The organism is Pseudomonas sp. NPDC098747, from assembly GCF_044760045.1.
Taxonomy (GTDB): Bacteria; Pseudomonadota; Gammaproteobacteria; order Pseudomonadales; family Pseudomonadaceae; genus Aquipseudomonas.
Map to the genome: position 1 here is coordinate 1 of NZ_JBIWAL010000056.1, position 13,236 is coordinate 13,236.

At 58.3% G+C, this 13,236-nt stretch carries 16 protein-coding genes; 5 read left to right on the forward strand and 11 right to left on the reverse strand.

Annotated features, from left to right (window positions below):
* Window positions 1-229: 229 nt before the first annotated feature.
* Window positions 230-1,120: an AraC family transcriptional regulator N-terminal domain-containing protein gene (locus ACIQVE_RS24385; protein WP_402813268.1), complete on the reverse strand. Its 891-nt coding sequence runs from the start codon at window positions 1,118-1,120 to the stop codon at window positions 230-232.
* A 190-nt stretch (window positions 1,121-1,310) separates the two neighbouring features.
* Here ACIQVE_RS24385 and ACIQVE_RS24390 point away from each other — a divergent pair, with 190 nt between their 5' ends.
* Window positions 1,311-2,363: an NAD(P)-dependent alcohol dehydrogenase gene (locus ACIQVE_RS24390; RefSeq protein ID WP_402813271.1), complete on the forward strand. Its 1,053-nt coding sequence runs from the start codon at window positions 1,311-1,313 to the stop codon at window positions 2,361-2,363.
* Here the strand turns inward: ACIQVE_RS24390 and ACIQVE_RS24395 are convergent, their stop codons facing one another.
* The 10 genes from ACIQVE_RS24395 to ACIQVE_RS24440 form a co-directional block, all read right to left on the reverse strand.
* The gene (locus ACIQVE_RS24395) at window positions 2,364-3,167 is read right to left on the reverse strand and encodes an IclR family transcriptional regulator (RefSeq protein ID WP_402813274.1); all 804 of its coding nucleotides are present in this window, start codon (window positions 3,165-3,167) and stop codon (window positions 2,364-2,366) included.
* Window positions 3,168-3,227: 60 nt separating this feature from the next.
* The gene (locus tag ACIQVE_RS24400; RefSeq protein ID WP_402813277.1) at window positions 3,228-4,538 is read right to left on the reverse strand and encodes an MFS transporter; all 1,311 of its coding nucleotides are present in this window, start codon (window positions 4,536-4,538) and stop codon (window positions 3,228-3,230) included.
* A 172-nt stretch (window positions 4,539-4,710) separates the two neighbouring features.
* Entirely contained in the window at window positions 4,711-5,859 is a 1,149-nt protein-coding gene (gene dgoD / locus ACIQVE_RS24405; protein ID WP_008085519.1) for a galactonate dehydratase, read from the reverse strand.
* A gap of 46 nt (window positions 5,860-5,905) precedes the next feature.
* Window positions 5,906-6,526, reverse strand: a complete 621-nt coding sequence (locus tag ACIQVE_RS24410) for a 2-dehydro-3-deoxy-6-phosphogalactonate aldolase (protein WP_210704456.1) — start codon at window positions 6,524-6,526, stop codon at window positions 5,906-5,908.
* A gap of 19 nt (window positions 6,527-6,545) precedes the next feature.
* Entirely contained in the window at window positions 6,546-7,535 is a 990-nt protein-coding gene (locus ACIQVE_RS24415) for a 2-dehydro-3-deoxygalactonokinase (protein ID WP_402813282.1), read from the reverse strand.
* A gap of 175 nt (window positions 7,536-7,710) precedes the next feature.
* The gene (locus ACIQVE_RS24420; protein WP_402813285.1) at window positions 7,711-8,199 is read right to left on the reverse strand and encodes a hypothetical protein; all 489 of its coding nucleotides are present in this window, start codon (window positions 8,197-8,199) and stop codon (window positions 7,711-7,713) included.
* Between the two features lie 12 nt (window positions 8,200-8,211).
* Window positions 8,212-8,952, reverse strand: a complete 741-nt coding sequence (locus ACIQVE_RS24425) for an alpha/beta hydrolase (protein ID WP_402813287.1) — start codon at window positions 8,950-8,952, stop codon at window positions 8,212-8,214.
* A 5-nt stretch (window positions 8,953-8,957) separates the two neighbouring features.
* The gene (locus ACIQVE_RS24430; RefSeq protein ID WP_402813290.1) at window positions 8,958-9,452 is read right to left on the reverse strand and encodes a PAAR domain-containing protein; all 495 of its coding nucleotides are present in this window, start codon (window positions 9,450-9,452) and stop codon (window positions 8,958-8,960) included.
* Window positions 9,449-9,673: a hypothetical protein gene (locus tag ACIQVE_RS24435; protein ID WP_402813293.1), complete on the reverse strand. Its 225-nt coding sequence runs from the start codon at window positions 9,671-9,673 to the stop codon at window positions 9,449-9,451. The genes ACIQVE_RS24430 and ACIQVE_RS24435 overlap by 4 nt, the downstream gene beginning before the upstream one ends.
* A gap of 148 nt (window positions 9,674-9,821) precedes the next feature.
* On the reverse strand, window positions 9,822-10,304 hold the full coding sequence (locus ACIQVE_RS24440; protein WP_042562173.1) for a GNAT family N-acetyltransferase: 483 nt from the start codon (window positions 10,302-10,304) through the stop codon (window positions 9,822-9,824).
* A gap of 140 nt (window positions 10,305-10,444) precedes the next feature.
* Between ACIQVE_RS24440 and ACIQVE_RS24445 the strand changes: the two genes are divergently transcribed.
* The 4 genes from ACIQVE_RS24445 (at window position 10,445) to ACIQVE_RS24460 (ending at window position 13,131) form a co-directional block, all read left to right on the forward strand.
* Complete coding sequence (locus ACIQVE_RS24445) at window positions 10,445-11,098, forward strand: HD domain-containing protein (protein ID WP_402813297.1); 654 nt, start codon at window positions 10,445-10,447, stop codon at window positions 11,096-11,098.
* A gap of 110 nt (window positions 11,099-11,208) precedes the next feature.
* A complete protein-coding gene (locus ACIQVE_RS24450) occupies window positions 11,209-12,405 on the forward strand; it encodes an MFS transporter (RefSeq protein ID WP_402813300.1) in 1,197 nt (398 codons plus the stop codon).
* 82 nt (window positions 12,406-12,487) lie between these two features.
* Complete coding sequence (locus ACIQVE_RS24455; RefSeq protein ID WP_402813303.1) at window positions 12,488-12,829, forward strand: hypothetical protein; 342 nt, start codon at window positions 12,488-12,490, stop codon at window positions 12,827-12,829.
* A 44-nt stretch (window positions 12,830-12,873) separates the two neighbouring features.
* Window positions 12,874-13,131 (forward strand): hypothetical protein, encoded by a 258-nt coding sequence (locus ACIQVE_RS24460; RefSeq protein ID WP_096794892.1) that lies wholly within the window; start codon window positions 12,874-12,876, stop codon window positions 13,129-13,131.
* Window positions 13,132-13,236: the final 105 nt, after the last annotated feature.

Sequence of the window (13,236 nt, forward strand, 5' to 3'; positions counted from 1 at the left end):
GAGCGACCGCACCTGTCCTTAAAATACAAAACGCCCGACGCGGTGCATCGGGCGTTGGGGTGAAAAAGGTGTAAACCTATTTCAGGACTAGACACCACAATTCAGTGCATCACATCAAACCCTGTGGGAGCTGGCTTGCCAGCGATGGGGTCGTGTCAGACGACATCTTCGTTGCCTGAACCACCGCTATCGCTGGCAAGCCAGCTCCCACAGGGAATTGTGCGGTGAGTCAGGCAACGCGTTCATCGCCCGGGCTGCGCTCGAAGTAGCGTTTATATTCACGACTGAACTGCGACGTACTCTGATACCCCACTCGATGCGCCACCTGCGCCACACCCAAGCCTTCAGCGACCAGCAACGTCTGCGCTTTCAACAACCGTAAACGCTTCAGATACTGCACCGGCGACAACAACGTGCTGCGTTTGAAATGCTCATGAAACGTCGACACGCTCATGTTCGCGCAACCGGCCAATGTCTCGACGTTCAACGGCTCGGTGTAATGCGCGTGTAAATGACTGATCGACGCCGCCACTCGGGCGAATTGTCCCTGCTGCTCGACCAAGGCACGCAACACATCGGCCTGCGGTCCACGCAACGCGACAAACAGTAACTCGCGGATCCGCGCCGGCCCCAGAATCTGACACTCCAGCGGATCGCGCAGACAGCTGAGCAACCGCTCGACGCAGCCCCGCATGTCATCGTCGAGCACCACCGACGTCATCGACTCCGGTGTCTGCGCCGGTATGTGCCGCCCCGGCGCCAGCCCCATGGCCAGCACCAACTCGCCGAGCAATACACGGTCGATCGCGACCGACACACCCAGCAGCGGCGCATCCGGCAAGGCAAAGGTTTGACACTCGAAAGGCACAGGCAGCGCCTGAATCAGATAATGCCCGGCGCCATACTCCATGGTGCGCGGCCCGAGAAACGCCAGTTTGCTGCCCTGCGCGATAATCATCAGGCTCGGCTCATAAATGTGCGGGCCACGGGCAACGTCGCAACTGGCGCGCAGCACCTGCACACCCGGCAGCCCGGTCGGGGAATAACCGTCGCGCAGTGCCAGCGGTTCAATCAGCGAAACCAGCGTGGCGTTGGCATCAAGGTGACGAGTTAATTGCATCAGGGTTCTTCAGAAAAAAGTAACGGAAAAAGGCATCAAAGCATCATCGCAGATCCCTTTGCCAATGCGACTGAACAAACCCGCATGCCGGAGGATTAGGCATGAGACCCGGAGGAATCGTCATGGCCGGACAGTCGCGCGGCGCCCAAAATGCGCCGCCTCACCTGTCACTGCTTTTGCGAGGTTTCACATGTACACCGCCATCGGCTATGCCGCCCAATCGGCCACCACGCCCCTCGCCCCGATGAAATTCGAACGCCGTAGCCCTCGCGCCGACGACGTAGCCATCGAAATCATGTATTGCGGCGTCTGCCACTCCGACATCCACCAGGCACGCAACGAGTGGGGCATTGCTGTTTACCCGTTGATGCCCGGCCATGAGATCGTCGGAAAAGTCACCGCGATTGGTACGAATGTCACCAAACACAAAGTAGGCGATCTGGTCGGTGTCGGCTGCATGGTCGACTCCTGCCGCAGCTGCGAAGCCTGCCAGTCGAACCTCGAGCAGTATTGCCTCGAAGGCCCGACCATGACTTATGCGACCCCGGACCGGGTCGACGGCAGCAACACCATGGGCGGCTACTCCGACAGCATCGTTGTCAGCGAGCACTTCGTCGTGCGTATCCCGGAACGTCTGGCGCTGGCCAGTGCTGCGCCAATTCTCTGCGCCGGCATCACCACTTACTCGCCGCTCAAGCATTACGGCGTCAAGGCTGGCGACAAGGTCGGGATTCTGGGCATGGGCGGCCTGGGCCACATGGGTATCAAGTTCGCCAAAGCGATGGGCGCCGAAGTGACGCTGTTCACCCGTTCGGCGAGCAAGGCTGAAGAAGGTCGTCGTCAAGGCGCCGATCATGTGATCGTGTCCACCGATGCCGAGCAGATGAAAGCCGCTGCCGGTTACTTCGACTTCCTGCTGGACACCATTCCGGTGCAGCACGACCTCAACCCGTACCTCGACACCCTGCGTTTTGATGGCGTGCACATTCTGGTCGGTCTGATCGAGCCGATTGATCCGCCGGTACACGCCGCCAAACTGGTATTGGGTCGCCGCGTACTCGCCGGTTCGTTGATCGGCGGCATCGCCGAAACCCAGGAAGTGCTGGATTTCTGCGCCGAGCACAACATCACCTGTGACATCGAAATGCTCGACATCCGCGAGATCAACGAGGCTTACGCCCGCATGATCGCTGGTGACGTGAAGTACCGTTTCGTGATCGACATGGCAACGCTCAAGGTTTAATCAAACCTTTAAACCCAGCTCGGCCGATAGCCGGGCTGTGACGCCTTTGATCAGGGGAATCAGCTCGGCCATTTTCTCCAACGGCATATACGGCACGGTGCTGGCGATACTGATCGCCGCCACAATGCCCTTGCTCGCATCACGAATCGGCGCCGCCACACAGCGGATCGACGGTTCATTATCTTCCAGATCGAACGCGTAGCCACCGGCCACGTACTCGGTCATGCGTTGTTCAAGCTGTTCCCACGACTGCTGGGGATGCTGCGGCCAGAACTGACTTTTCCCACCCGCCGGCAGGCTGATGTCGTACAGACGCTGCCAATCCTGCGGCGAGTCATCGAGCATCAACGCCTTGCCGATCCCCGTCCGCGCCAGCGGCATGCGATGGCCGACCCGCGAACGCATTTCCGGGCCGTTGCGCCCCGGATTCTTCAGCAGGTACAGCACCTCATCGCCTTCACGAATCCCCAGATGCACGGTGTCACCGGTCAGCGCCGACAACTCATCCAGATAGGGCCCGGCCAGGCTCACCAGCGGCAATTCTTCGCGCGCCTGGAAACCCAGCTCGATCAGCTTCGGCCCCAGCAGATAACCGACTTGCGGCACCACGCGCAGATAGCGCTCGTCGACCAGACAACTGGCCAGACGATGAGTGGTGCTGCGCGTGGTGCCGATCAGCCGGGCAATCTCCTTGAGATCACGCGCGCCACTGGCCACGGCTTGCACCACGCCCAGTCCGCGAAGTAGCGTCTGGGTGCCGGTGGGCGCGGCGTCCTTGATTTTTTCCGGGGCGTCTTCCTGCATATCCAGCCTTTACCGTTGAGCGAGGGAACGGGCGGCATTATGGTCGCCCGACGCTAAGCACTACAACTCGATACGTTCAACCTTGCCCACCAGCAGCACGTAGGACAACGCACCGATCAATGCGAGAACCGCGATATAGGTGATCGCCGGGGCGAACGAATCTCCGCTGGCGAGGAAACCGATCACGATCGGCGTGGCAATCGCCGACAGGTTGCCGATGAAATTAAACACCCCGCCGGTCAGGCCGAGCAGGCGTGCCGGCGCCAGTGTCGAGACCAGCGACCAGGTGATCGACGCCAATCCATTGCCAAAAAACGCCAACGCCAGAAAGGCAATCACCAGCGGCGTCGACTCAACGTAGTTGGCGCCGATGATCGAAGTGGAAATCAGCAGCCCGCCAATGATCGGCAACTTGCGCGCAAAACCAATGGAGTAACCGCGACGAATCAGGAAGTCGGAAAAGAACCCCGAGCAGAGCACACCGACAAACGCCGCAAGAAACGGCAACGAGGCCAGCAAGCCGGACTTGATGAAGTCCATGCCGCGATATTTCACCAGATAGGTCGGGAACCACGTCAGGAAAAACCACAGCGTCGAGTTCAGGCAGAACTGGCCAAGATAGATGCCCCACAACTTGCGTTTAGTGAGAACGATGCCGAGATCGGTCCAGCTGAATTTGGCTTTGACCTTGGCGCTGTCGGCCTGGATATCCACCAGCCCGCCGCCCTCGCGGATCAGTTCGATTTCTGCATCGTTGGCACCTTTGAAATCCCGTGGCTCGCGATACACCGCGTACCAGATCGCCGCCCAGATAATGCCCACCGCACCTGTCGCGACGAACACCATGTGCCAGCCGAATTCGTGTTGCAGCCACGCGAGAACCGGCGTGAGGAAGGCCAGTCCCACAAACTGCCCGGAGGTGTAGAAACCAATCGCAGTAGCGCGTTCACGCTCGGGAAACCAGGTGGTGACCACGCGACTGTTGATCGGATAGGCCGGTGCTTCCAGCGCGCCGACCGCCATGCGCAGGACGAACAGCGCAATGAAACTGGCGGCGAAACCGAGCATCACTGTGGCGATCGACCACGACAGCAGTGCGACGCTATAAAGAATGCGTGGCGGCACGCGATCCACCAGCCAGCCACCGGGGATTTGCATGGCGGCGTAGGTCCAGCCGAATGCCGAGAAGATCAGGCCAACGTGAATCGGATCGATGCCCAGCTCAGTGGTCAGGGCCGGCGCGGCAATCGACAGGTTGCTGCGGTCGAGGTAGTTGATGACCACGGTGATAAACAGCAACACCATGATGAAAAAACGCTTTCGGCTAGGCGTGACTAAAGACGCCTGCCCGGTGAGGGTTTGCGGTTGCATGAGAGATGCCTCTTCTTATGTTTATTTGAGGACAGTCTTAAGACTTGCACGGAACCCTGTGGGAGCTGGCTTGCCAGCGATTACGGTGTGTCTGTCACATCAGTGTTGGACGTGCCGCCGTCATCGCTGGCAAGCCAGCTCCCACAGGGATTAGTGGTGTGTCAGGGATGACTCACCACTCGGCAAAACTGCCATCGGCATGGCGCCAGATCGGGTTGCGCCAGCGGTGGCCCACGGCCGCGCGTTCGATCACGTATTCCTCGTTGATCTCGATGCCCAACCCCGGGCCGTTCGGAATCTTCACGAAACCTTTGTCGTAATCGAACACCCGCGGATCTTTTACATAGTCGAGCAAGTCGTTGCTCTCGTTGTAATGGATGCCCAGGCTTTGCTCCTGGATAAACGCGTTGTAACAAACCGCGTCCAGTTGTAAACACGCCGCCAGCGCAATCGGCCCCAACGGACAATGCAGCGCCAGCGCTACGTCGTAGGCTTCGGCCATATTGGCGATCTTACGGGTTTCGGTAATGCCGCCAGCGTGGGAAGCATCCGGCTGGATGATGTCGACGTAACCTTCGCTCAACACCCGTTTAAAGTCCCAACGTGAGAACAACCGCTCACCGAGGGCAATCGGCGTGCTGGTCAGCGGTGCCAGTTCTTTCAACGCTTCGTAGTTCTCGCTGAGCACCGGCTCTTCGATAAACATCAGTTTGTAGGGGTCGAGTTCCTTCATCAGCACTTTGGCCATCGGCTTGTGCACCCGGCCATGGAAGTCGACACCGATGCCAACGTTCGGCCCGACTGCATCACGCACGGCGGCAACGTTGGCCAAGGCGAGGTCAACTTTTTCGAAGGTATCGAGGAACTGCAGCTCTTCCGTGCCGTTCATTTTCACCGCCGTGAAACCACGGCTGACTGCCTCTTTCGCTGCCCGTGCGGTGTCGGCTGGACGATCACCGCCGATCCACGAATACACGCGAATCTTGTCGCGTACCTGACCGCCGAGCAGATCACTGACCGACACGCCAAGGGCTTTGCCCTTGATGTCCCACAGCGCTTGGTCAATGCCGGCGAGCGCGCTCATGTGGATCGCGCCACCGCGGTAGAAGCCGCCGCGATACAGCACCGTCCAGATGTCCTCGATGTTGCGTGGGTCTTTGCCGATCAGGTAGTCGGACAATTCCTCAACAGCCGCCGCCACCGTATGCGCGCGCCCTTCAACCACGGGTTCGCCCCAACCGGTCACGCCCTCGTCGGTTTCAACCTTGAGGAAGCACCAGCGCGGCGGAACGATGAAGGTAGTGAGTTTGGTGATTTTCATCTTGTTGTCTCTCTTATAGATGTAGCGCTCGCAGCGCCAAAAAGTCTTAGCGAAGGGCTTTCCAGGCAGCCACATAGGCCTTGGCATTCGCCGCTACTTGCTCAACGCTCATCCCCGGTTTGAATAGCCCCGAGCCGAGACCGAAACCCTTGACGCCAGCGTCGATGAACACCTGCATGTTGTCCGGTGTGATGCCACCGACCGGCGCCAGAATCGTCCCGCTGGGCAACACCGCCAGCCAGGCTTTAACGACTGCCGGGCCCATTTGCTCGGCCGGGAACAGCTTGAGAATGTCCGCGCCCTCCTCCAGCGCCGCGAAGGCTTCGGTCGGCGTGGCAACGCCCGGCGACAGGTACAGCCCCGCCGCTTTCGCTGCGCGCAATACCTTGGCATCGCTGTGCGGCATGACGATGACCTGGCCGCCGGCCTCCTTCACCAATTCGACCTGTTCCGGGGTCAACACCGTACCGGCACCGATCAGGCAATCGGGTGGCAAAGCCTTACGCAGGATGGCGATACTTTCGTACGGCGAAGGGGAATTGAGCGGTACTTCGATGACGCGAAATCCGGCCGCATACAGGACTTCTCCTACTGCGGCAGCTTCCTGCGGATGCAGGCCACGCAGAATCGCGATCAGACCGTTTTGCGCCAATGCTTGCTTGAGCATGTCAGGCCTCCAGTCGGGGTTAACGGGATGAGGAATCGATCAGTCCGGCGGCCAGCGCCAGCTGCCACAAGCCACGCTCGGTGGCCTGCTCGGCCAGCGTCACGTTGGCGAACCCACAGGCGTCGAGGGCACGGCTATAGCGTGCACACAGTTGCGCATTGCCAATGAGGATGATCGAGGGAAGATGCACGCTGTTGCGGCGACGACGCTGAGCGGCTGCGAGTGCAGCCAGTTCGTGGCCGATCATCAGGCCGGACAAGTAATCCGCTTGCGCCGTCGGGCTGAGTTCGCCGGTCAGGCCCAGGGTGCGTGCACTGAACAATGTAGAGAGCACGCCAAGCTCACCGTCCGCCGACAGCGCAACCTGCACGCCACGGTCAAATGCCTGAGCATCGAACGTCGCGCCTTGCTGTTGGGTGCGGCCCAGAATACTGTGTTCACTGAGCACGGCGAACACTTCGCCGGTCATGAAGGTGTCGAAACGGGTGATGCAGCCATCCACCACTTCCACCCATTTCGAGTGGCTGCCCGGCAAGCCGATCAACAGATCACTGCCCATCTCGACAGGGAGATTCTGCAGAACACCCAGCACCTGGGTCTCTTCGCCGCGCATCACGTTCGGCAGACGCGAACGCTGAATCACGCCCGGCACGATATGCACTCGCGTGCCGCGAAGACTGACAACTGTTTGTAGGGAATTTCCGAGATTGGCGACGTCCGCCGGCGTGTCGCAGTAGGCAGCTTCGCGCCAGCCTTGCGCGCTGCCGACCATGCCGCAGGCGATCACCGGCAGATCCGGCTGCGCCTCGAGCCAGTCGCCACACGCCTCATCGAAGGCCAGTTCAAAACCGTCGGCACATTCGCGACCGTTGATGACTCGCGGGGTCTTCGGCAGTTGCATGATCCCGGACGACAGCGAGCGCTGTTCCAGCACCACACCGCCCGCCGCGAGTTTGTAAGCACGTAATGAGGTCGTCCCCCAATCGAGCGCGATCAATTGCGCCTGCATCGCTTCACCTGTTTTGTTTTTGGCAGTGAGTGCGATGGACTATAGACCTCCCAGCATGAGAATCTCAATATGTAATTTCGCATCCCATATTATGGGGTTAATAGGCGTGAAAAAATTCCTGCTGCGATCCCCCAAAATGCCTGCCTACAATGATGAAAGACAAGCGTTTGGTAGGCTATTGAGCAGGTCCAGATTTCAGTAAATCCGCGCTAGGAATATGCATGATCTTGGAGAAGTAAGTCTTATAGGTAGTGGAGTGCACTCTAAACACGCACGAAATAGAGTCTCTGGCACTCAAAAACGGAGCCAATGTTTCGCCCTTGAGACGTCTTTCTTCACCCTTACCATCCACCGACTCGTCAAAAATAACATCTGCCCGATAGAGCAGCGAATCAGCGGAAAGTCTTTCTACAAACCCAAACCCGGATTGTTTTATTTGATGCGACTGAGAAAAATCCAAATCATCTGTTAATGAACAGATAAGCCCCTGCCCAATAGACGATTTAAATAAGCCAAGAAGCTCTACATCCGAAGAAAAGTAAACTTGATAAATCCCAGTACTGCGAAGCCGCTCAGTCTTTGTGTATTCCAGATTAGCGACAGGCCGACCATGATTCAAGGAACAGGCAGAGGTTATTAATATCAACACCAACAGACTTAGCACTCTCACAAGACGTTACCCCTTGGTTCGCTTCAAAATAGATTCCCTTAAAATCTGACGAGCAGACTTTCCACCGGGCAACGCCCGAGCGAACATGAAATTGGCATCTGCGTGATTGATATCAAGGCGCCCCATAACATTCGGCCCCTCGGTAACTTCCCATTGTTCGCCAAAGTCTGCCACGAGGTCTGATACGTTCCAATCGACGGCCGCCGCCCTGATACTCACCCAAAACTCCGCTTTAGGCTTTGGAATTTGCCTGTATATTTTCGAAATACCGTACACAATTTTGCCGTGGCCTACAGGATCTAAAGTAATCAACATTTTCACTTTAAACCCACGATCGGTCAAAACAGCCGAGAGATGAGCGCCATTCCAGCCACCCAAGCTATGACCGATAATATAAACAGCCGTATTACAATTCGAAATCTTCCCGATTACATTCCTATCCAAATCCTCTTCACTCATAAACGCGTTATAGCCAAGAGGCAATGTAGTACAAAACTCCTTAATCTCAAGTGCTTCAATATCCGCATCGACCATTTTGCGAACATAATCAACATTGTGGTTCGGGCCATCAACATAATACCTTTCCTGATCCCCAGCACCGCCAACAAGAAAAACCATTACATCTCGCAGTGCTACCGCCACTTGCTTGACCGAATGATCGGTTTTACAAGTAAGTGTATGGGTCAGGGGTTCTTTCTTTGCCAATGGCGCCGCGGGTGCATCTGCGGTAGCAATTCCATCTGCCATGTTCGTCACTCCACAAACAATTTAATAGTTTCAGCCAAGTGCGAACTGACGGTATGGGTAAACCCGAAAGCATCTGTTATACCTGGCTCCTCACTGCCGTCACCACGCTGAATGGTATATGGGTGGTACGGCACAGGCTCTCCATCTGCATCATTTACAACTTGCAACCTGTCAGTGAAATGCACCGGCATCGGCAACAACCCACTAAACGCCGCCCCTCCGCCGCTCTGTCCAATAATCACCGTACCCGAGCCACCGATCACGACATTGCCGTGCCCTCCGGTGCTATCAAGGGTTGCGGCGTTGAGGCCGTTGATGAACACGGTGCCGGAGACGGCGCCGGTGATTGGGCTGCCACACGCTGATTTATCGGTCATGCGCGCGGCGGCGAGGCCGTCGAAGAAGACGTTGGGCGAGCCAGAGACAATCGGGTTGGTGCCATGGCCTGGCAGTGGGCAGGCGGTTGGGTCGGTGACGCGTGCAGCAGGTTTACCACTCAATTCAAAGCTCCTTGCTTCAGAGGTTCCGGGGGCGGCTGATAGATATCGATATCGATGTCGGTCGCGGCGAAGCGCCAGCGATTGGCGCCGGGGTTGAACAGTGCGTGGCGATACTCACGACTGTTCGGGTATGGGGTGGTTTGCACTTGTTGCCAGAATTCGTCGGCATCGCATGCCAGATCGACGGGCGGGGCATCGTCGAGTTGGTCATCGCCGGTCACTCGTTGACCCAGCGAAGGCTCCACGGGCGTGGAGAGTTTTTGCCTGGGGCATTGCAGGTGTCTTCCGTGAGCGCGCAAAAATGCGCGCGTAGAATGCCGGACTAGAGCCTTGCCGACAATCGAATTAACACTAGATTGCCATCATCGTTCATTGGCCCTCGGCGAACTCGCGCAGCACCTTGCCGTCCATGCGATAGCGCACCCATTCTTCCTGCGGTTGCGCGCCGAGGGATTTGTAGAATTCGATGGCCGGGGTGTTCCAGTCGAGCACGCTCCATTCGAAGCGTCCGCAGTCGTTGGCGCAGGCGATTTTCGCCAGTTGCCGCAACAGGGTTTTGCCCGCGCCGCCGCCGCGTTGTTCGGGGGTGATGTAGAGGTCTTCAAGGTACAGGCAGTTGCTGCCGAGCCAGGTCGAATAGCTGAAGAAGAACACCGCGAAACCGATGGGCAGGCCGTCGCGCAGACAGATCAGGCCATGGGCGGTCGCGCCTTCGCCGAACAGGCTGCGCTCGATGTCGGCAACGCTGGCGATGACTTCGTGGCGCGCCTTTTCGAAATCCGCGAGTTCAGTGATGAAGGCGAGGATTTGTGGTGCATCGCTGGGAGTCGCCGGGCGGATCTCGATCGTCATGGACGGGCCTTGTCGGGGGAGGAAAACGTCATAGTAAAACGCGTTGAAGCGCTCGTCATATGGCAACAACGCAATATCCTGCTCGATGTTGCAAAACACTGCAGTTCCCACAGGTTCTGCATTCGTCTAAAAGGATGTTTATGAATAACTACACGTTCGCACCATTGCCAGCGCTCGCTGCAGAACTGCTGCCCCATGCTTTGGAGCCCTCGGACGACGGCGCGCACGACCTCGCACACCTGCAACGTGTCTGGCACAACGTGCGTACTTTGCAAACCGAAGAAGGCGGCGATCTGGAAGTGCTACTGGCCGCCGTGCTGCTCCACGATTGCGTAGCCGTCGAAAAGAATTCGCCACTGCGCTCGCAAGCTTCACGTCTGGCAGCGGAAAAAGCATCGGCGGTGCTGGCGGAGTTGAATTGGGCCGAAGCTAAAATCGATGCCGTCACCCACGCTATCGAAGCCCATAGTTTTTCCGCCAACATCACCCCGCTCACCCTCGAAGCGAAACTCGTCCAGGACGCCGACCGTCTCGATTCCCTCGGCATGCTCGGCGTCGCTCGCACGTTTTATGTCGCCGGACGCATGGGGGCAGCGTTGTACGACCCGCAAGATCCCGAAGCGAAACAACGCGACTACAACGACACGCGGTTTTGCCTCGATCATTTCCAGACCAAACTGCTGCACCTCGCCGACGGATTCCAGACCGCCGCCGGCCAGCGTCTGGCGCAGATCCGTCATCAGCGCCTGAAGGGTTTCATGGAGCAGTTCAAGGAGGAAATCGGCATCGTCTGAAGCATTACTCCGGCTAGCGGCGATCCTGAGATCAACAACCTCAGACCTAAGCCACCGGCCTGACGTGTTAAACAGATAACGCTGAATTTTCCCGGTCAAGGAACCGCGTCATGTCCCAAGCAACACCCCCAGTGTCGGGCAAGCTGTTCGGCTTGCTATGCCTCGCCAGTTATTTGCTGTCGCTGTCCTACGGCTCAACGTTTTTGCTGTCGCTGTTGATCGGTTCTCGCGGTGGCAATGAACACGATGCGGGCAGCGTGATTTCTGCGGCGATGCTCAGTACGTTTGTGGCGGTGCTGGTGTCCGGGCATTTGTCGGATCTGCTGGGGGCGGCACGTTCGATTGCCTTGTTTGGTCTGTTGCTTGTTGCGGCGAGCCTGGGCTTTGCGATGACGCCGGGGTTTGGTCATCTCTTGATGTTTTTCGGCTTGTTGCTGGGCCTGGGCTGGGGTGTGTTTTACACCTTGGGGCCGATTATTGTGGCGAGTCTGGTGAGCCCGGCGCAGCGGGCGAAGTACTTTGCCTTGCTGTCCGGCAGCATGATGACCGGAATTGGCAGCGGCCCACTGCTCGGGCGTGCGGCCACTGCTCTGAATTTGCCGGTGAACTCGGCGTTTTATCTGGCAGCGTTGGCGAGCCTGATTGGCGTGTTGTTGTTCTGGCGGCTCGGCTCGCGATTGAAAAGCACCCAAGCCCCGACAGCCGCAAGCATTACCTGGCCAGCAACGATACAGGTGCTCGGTTCCCGCGCAGTATTTGCGATCATCATGGTCGGCCTCGGTGGCTGCGTATTCGACGGTCTATCGAGTTTCCAGACCAGTTACGCCGCCGCCCATTCGCTGGATTATTCGCTGTTCTTTCTCGGTTTCATGAGCGCGGCGATCAGCAGCCGCCTGTTGATCGCCGGGTTTGTGGTCAAACGTGATCCGTTGCGGGCGTCGTGCCTGTTGTCGGGGTTGATGCTCGGCTCGATTGTGCTGTTCGCCTTCGGCGTGCACAGCGCTTTCAGCTATCTGTTGGCGGCGGTCATGCTCGGTGTCGGATACGGCCTGACCTATTCGGTGATCAACGGTTTGGCGGCCAACGAAGCGCCCGTCGGTACCACTTCACAGGCCTTGTTGCTGTTCAGCCTTGCGTACTTTATCGGCGTGTTCGGCTTTCCGCTGCTGGCCGGAAAAATCATTGTCGAACACGGCATGGCGACGCTGCTGTACACCGTGTTGGCGGTGGCGCTGATGAACTGGCTGATCACCATTGGCCGTTTGCTCTGGCGACGACTTAACGTCAAAGCCGCTCCAGCGATCTAGACCGTTCGTCGTTCATCAGGCACCAATCGACTACGAGGGCAGACCAACCAAGGGTAAGGATTCCAATCACTGGAGAAGCCCTATGATCCCGTCAAGGTTGACTGCTTTCGTATTCAGCGCCCTGCTCTGCCCCGCGGTGTTCGCCGCCTCAACCACAGCAGCAGGCACCGGCCCTACCGATCCGACGCCCCCGCGAGCCCCCGTCATCAACAGCGCTCCCGGCATTAACACTGATGGCTCTGGCGTGCCATTGATCAACCAGCCACCCGCCACGGGCACTGACCCGCGCACGCAAGGCAGTGACCCCGGTCGCCAGGGCGGCATGAACACCCCCGACGCCCCCGCCACGCCAGACAACGCAGGGCCGGGCATCGGCTCAAAAACCACCACGGGTGGCTCCGGTTCCGAAGGATCCGGGCAGTAGTTCGCCGACGCGAGCGTCCTATTCAATTCCATGAAGAGGTAACCATGAACGTCGATAAAAACCTGGAAAAAGAAGTCCTCACCCGCCTGCTGCACGCCCACCCGAGTGGTCTGGGCAAGGAGGTGCTGGACAATTACCGGGGCGAAAAAGTCGTGGCCAGCGCCCTCGCCTCCTTGCAGGATCGCGGTTTGATTCACCATGGTCATGTGACCTGTAACGAGGCTGGCGAACACTCGTTGAACCTGCCGATCAAGCTAAGCGCTGCCGGGGTTGAAGCGGCGCGCAAACTGGATCTGCAGTAGTCCTGCGGGCGCTCGCTGACGATGCGGCGAGCGCCCGATTCAGATTTATGTCGGGGCTGATGGCCTCATCGCTGGCAAGTCGAATCGTCGCACCGCAGCTCCCAC

Coding starts and splice junctions, on each gene's coding strand:
- dgoD (WP_008085519.1), bottom strand. CDS start 5,859: ATGAAAATCACCAAACTCACTACCTTCATCGTTCCGCCGCGCTGGTGC.
- ACIQVE_RS24455 (WP_402813303.1), top strand. CDS start 12,488: ATGATCCCGTCAAGGTTGACTGCTTTCGTATTCAGCGCCCTGCTCTGC.
- ACIQVE_RS24410 (WP_210704456.1), bottom strand. CDS start 6,526: ATGCTCAAGCAAGCATTGGCGCAAAACGGTCTGATCGCGATTCTGCGT.
- ACIQVE_RS24385 (WP_402813268.1), bottom strand. CDS start 1,120: ATGCAATTAACTCGTCACCTTGATGCCAACGCCACGCTGGTTTCGCTG.
- ACIQVE_RS24440 (WP_042562173.1), bottom strand. CDS start 10,304: ATGACGATCGAGATCCGCCCGGCGACTCCCAGCGATGCACCACAAATC.
- ACIQVE_RS24450 (WP_402813300.1), top strand. CDS start 11,209: ATGTCCCAAGCAACACCCCCAGTGTCGGGCAAGCTGTTCGGCTTGCTA.
- ACIQVE_RS24390 (WP_402813271.1), top strand. CDS start 1,311: ATGTACACCGCCATCGGCTATGCCGCCCAATCGGCCACCACGCCCCTC.
- ACIQVE_RS24415 (WP_402813282.1), bottom strand. CDS start 7,535: ATGCAGGCGCAATTGATCGCGCTCGATTGGGGGACGACCTCATTACGT.
- ACIQVE_RS24460 (WP_096794892.1), top strand. CDS start 12,874: ATGAACGTCGATAAAAACCTGGAAAAAGAAGTCCTCACCCGCCTGCTG.
- ACIQVE_RS24400 (WP_402813277.1), bottom strand. CDS start 4,538: ATGCAACCGCAAACCCTCACCGGGCAGGCGTCTTTAGTCACGCCTAGC.
- ACIQVE_RS24445 (WP_402813297.1), top strand. CDS start 10,445: ATGAATAACTACACGTTCGCACCATTGCCAGCGCTCGCTGCAGAACTG.
- ACIQVE_RS24425 (WP_402813287.1), bottom strand. CDS start 8,952: ATGGCAGATGGAATTGCTACCGCAGATGCACCCGCGGCGCCATTGGCA.
- ACIQVE_RS24395 (WP_402813274.1), bottom strand. CDS start 3,167: ATGCAGGAAGACGCCCCGGAAAAAATCAAGGACGCCGCGCCCACCGGC.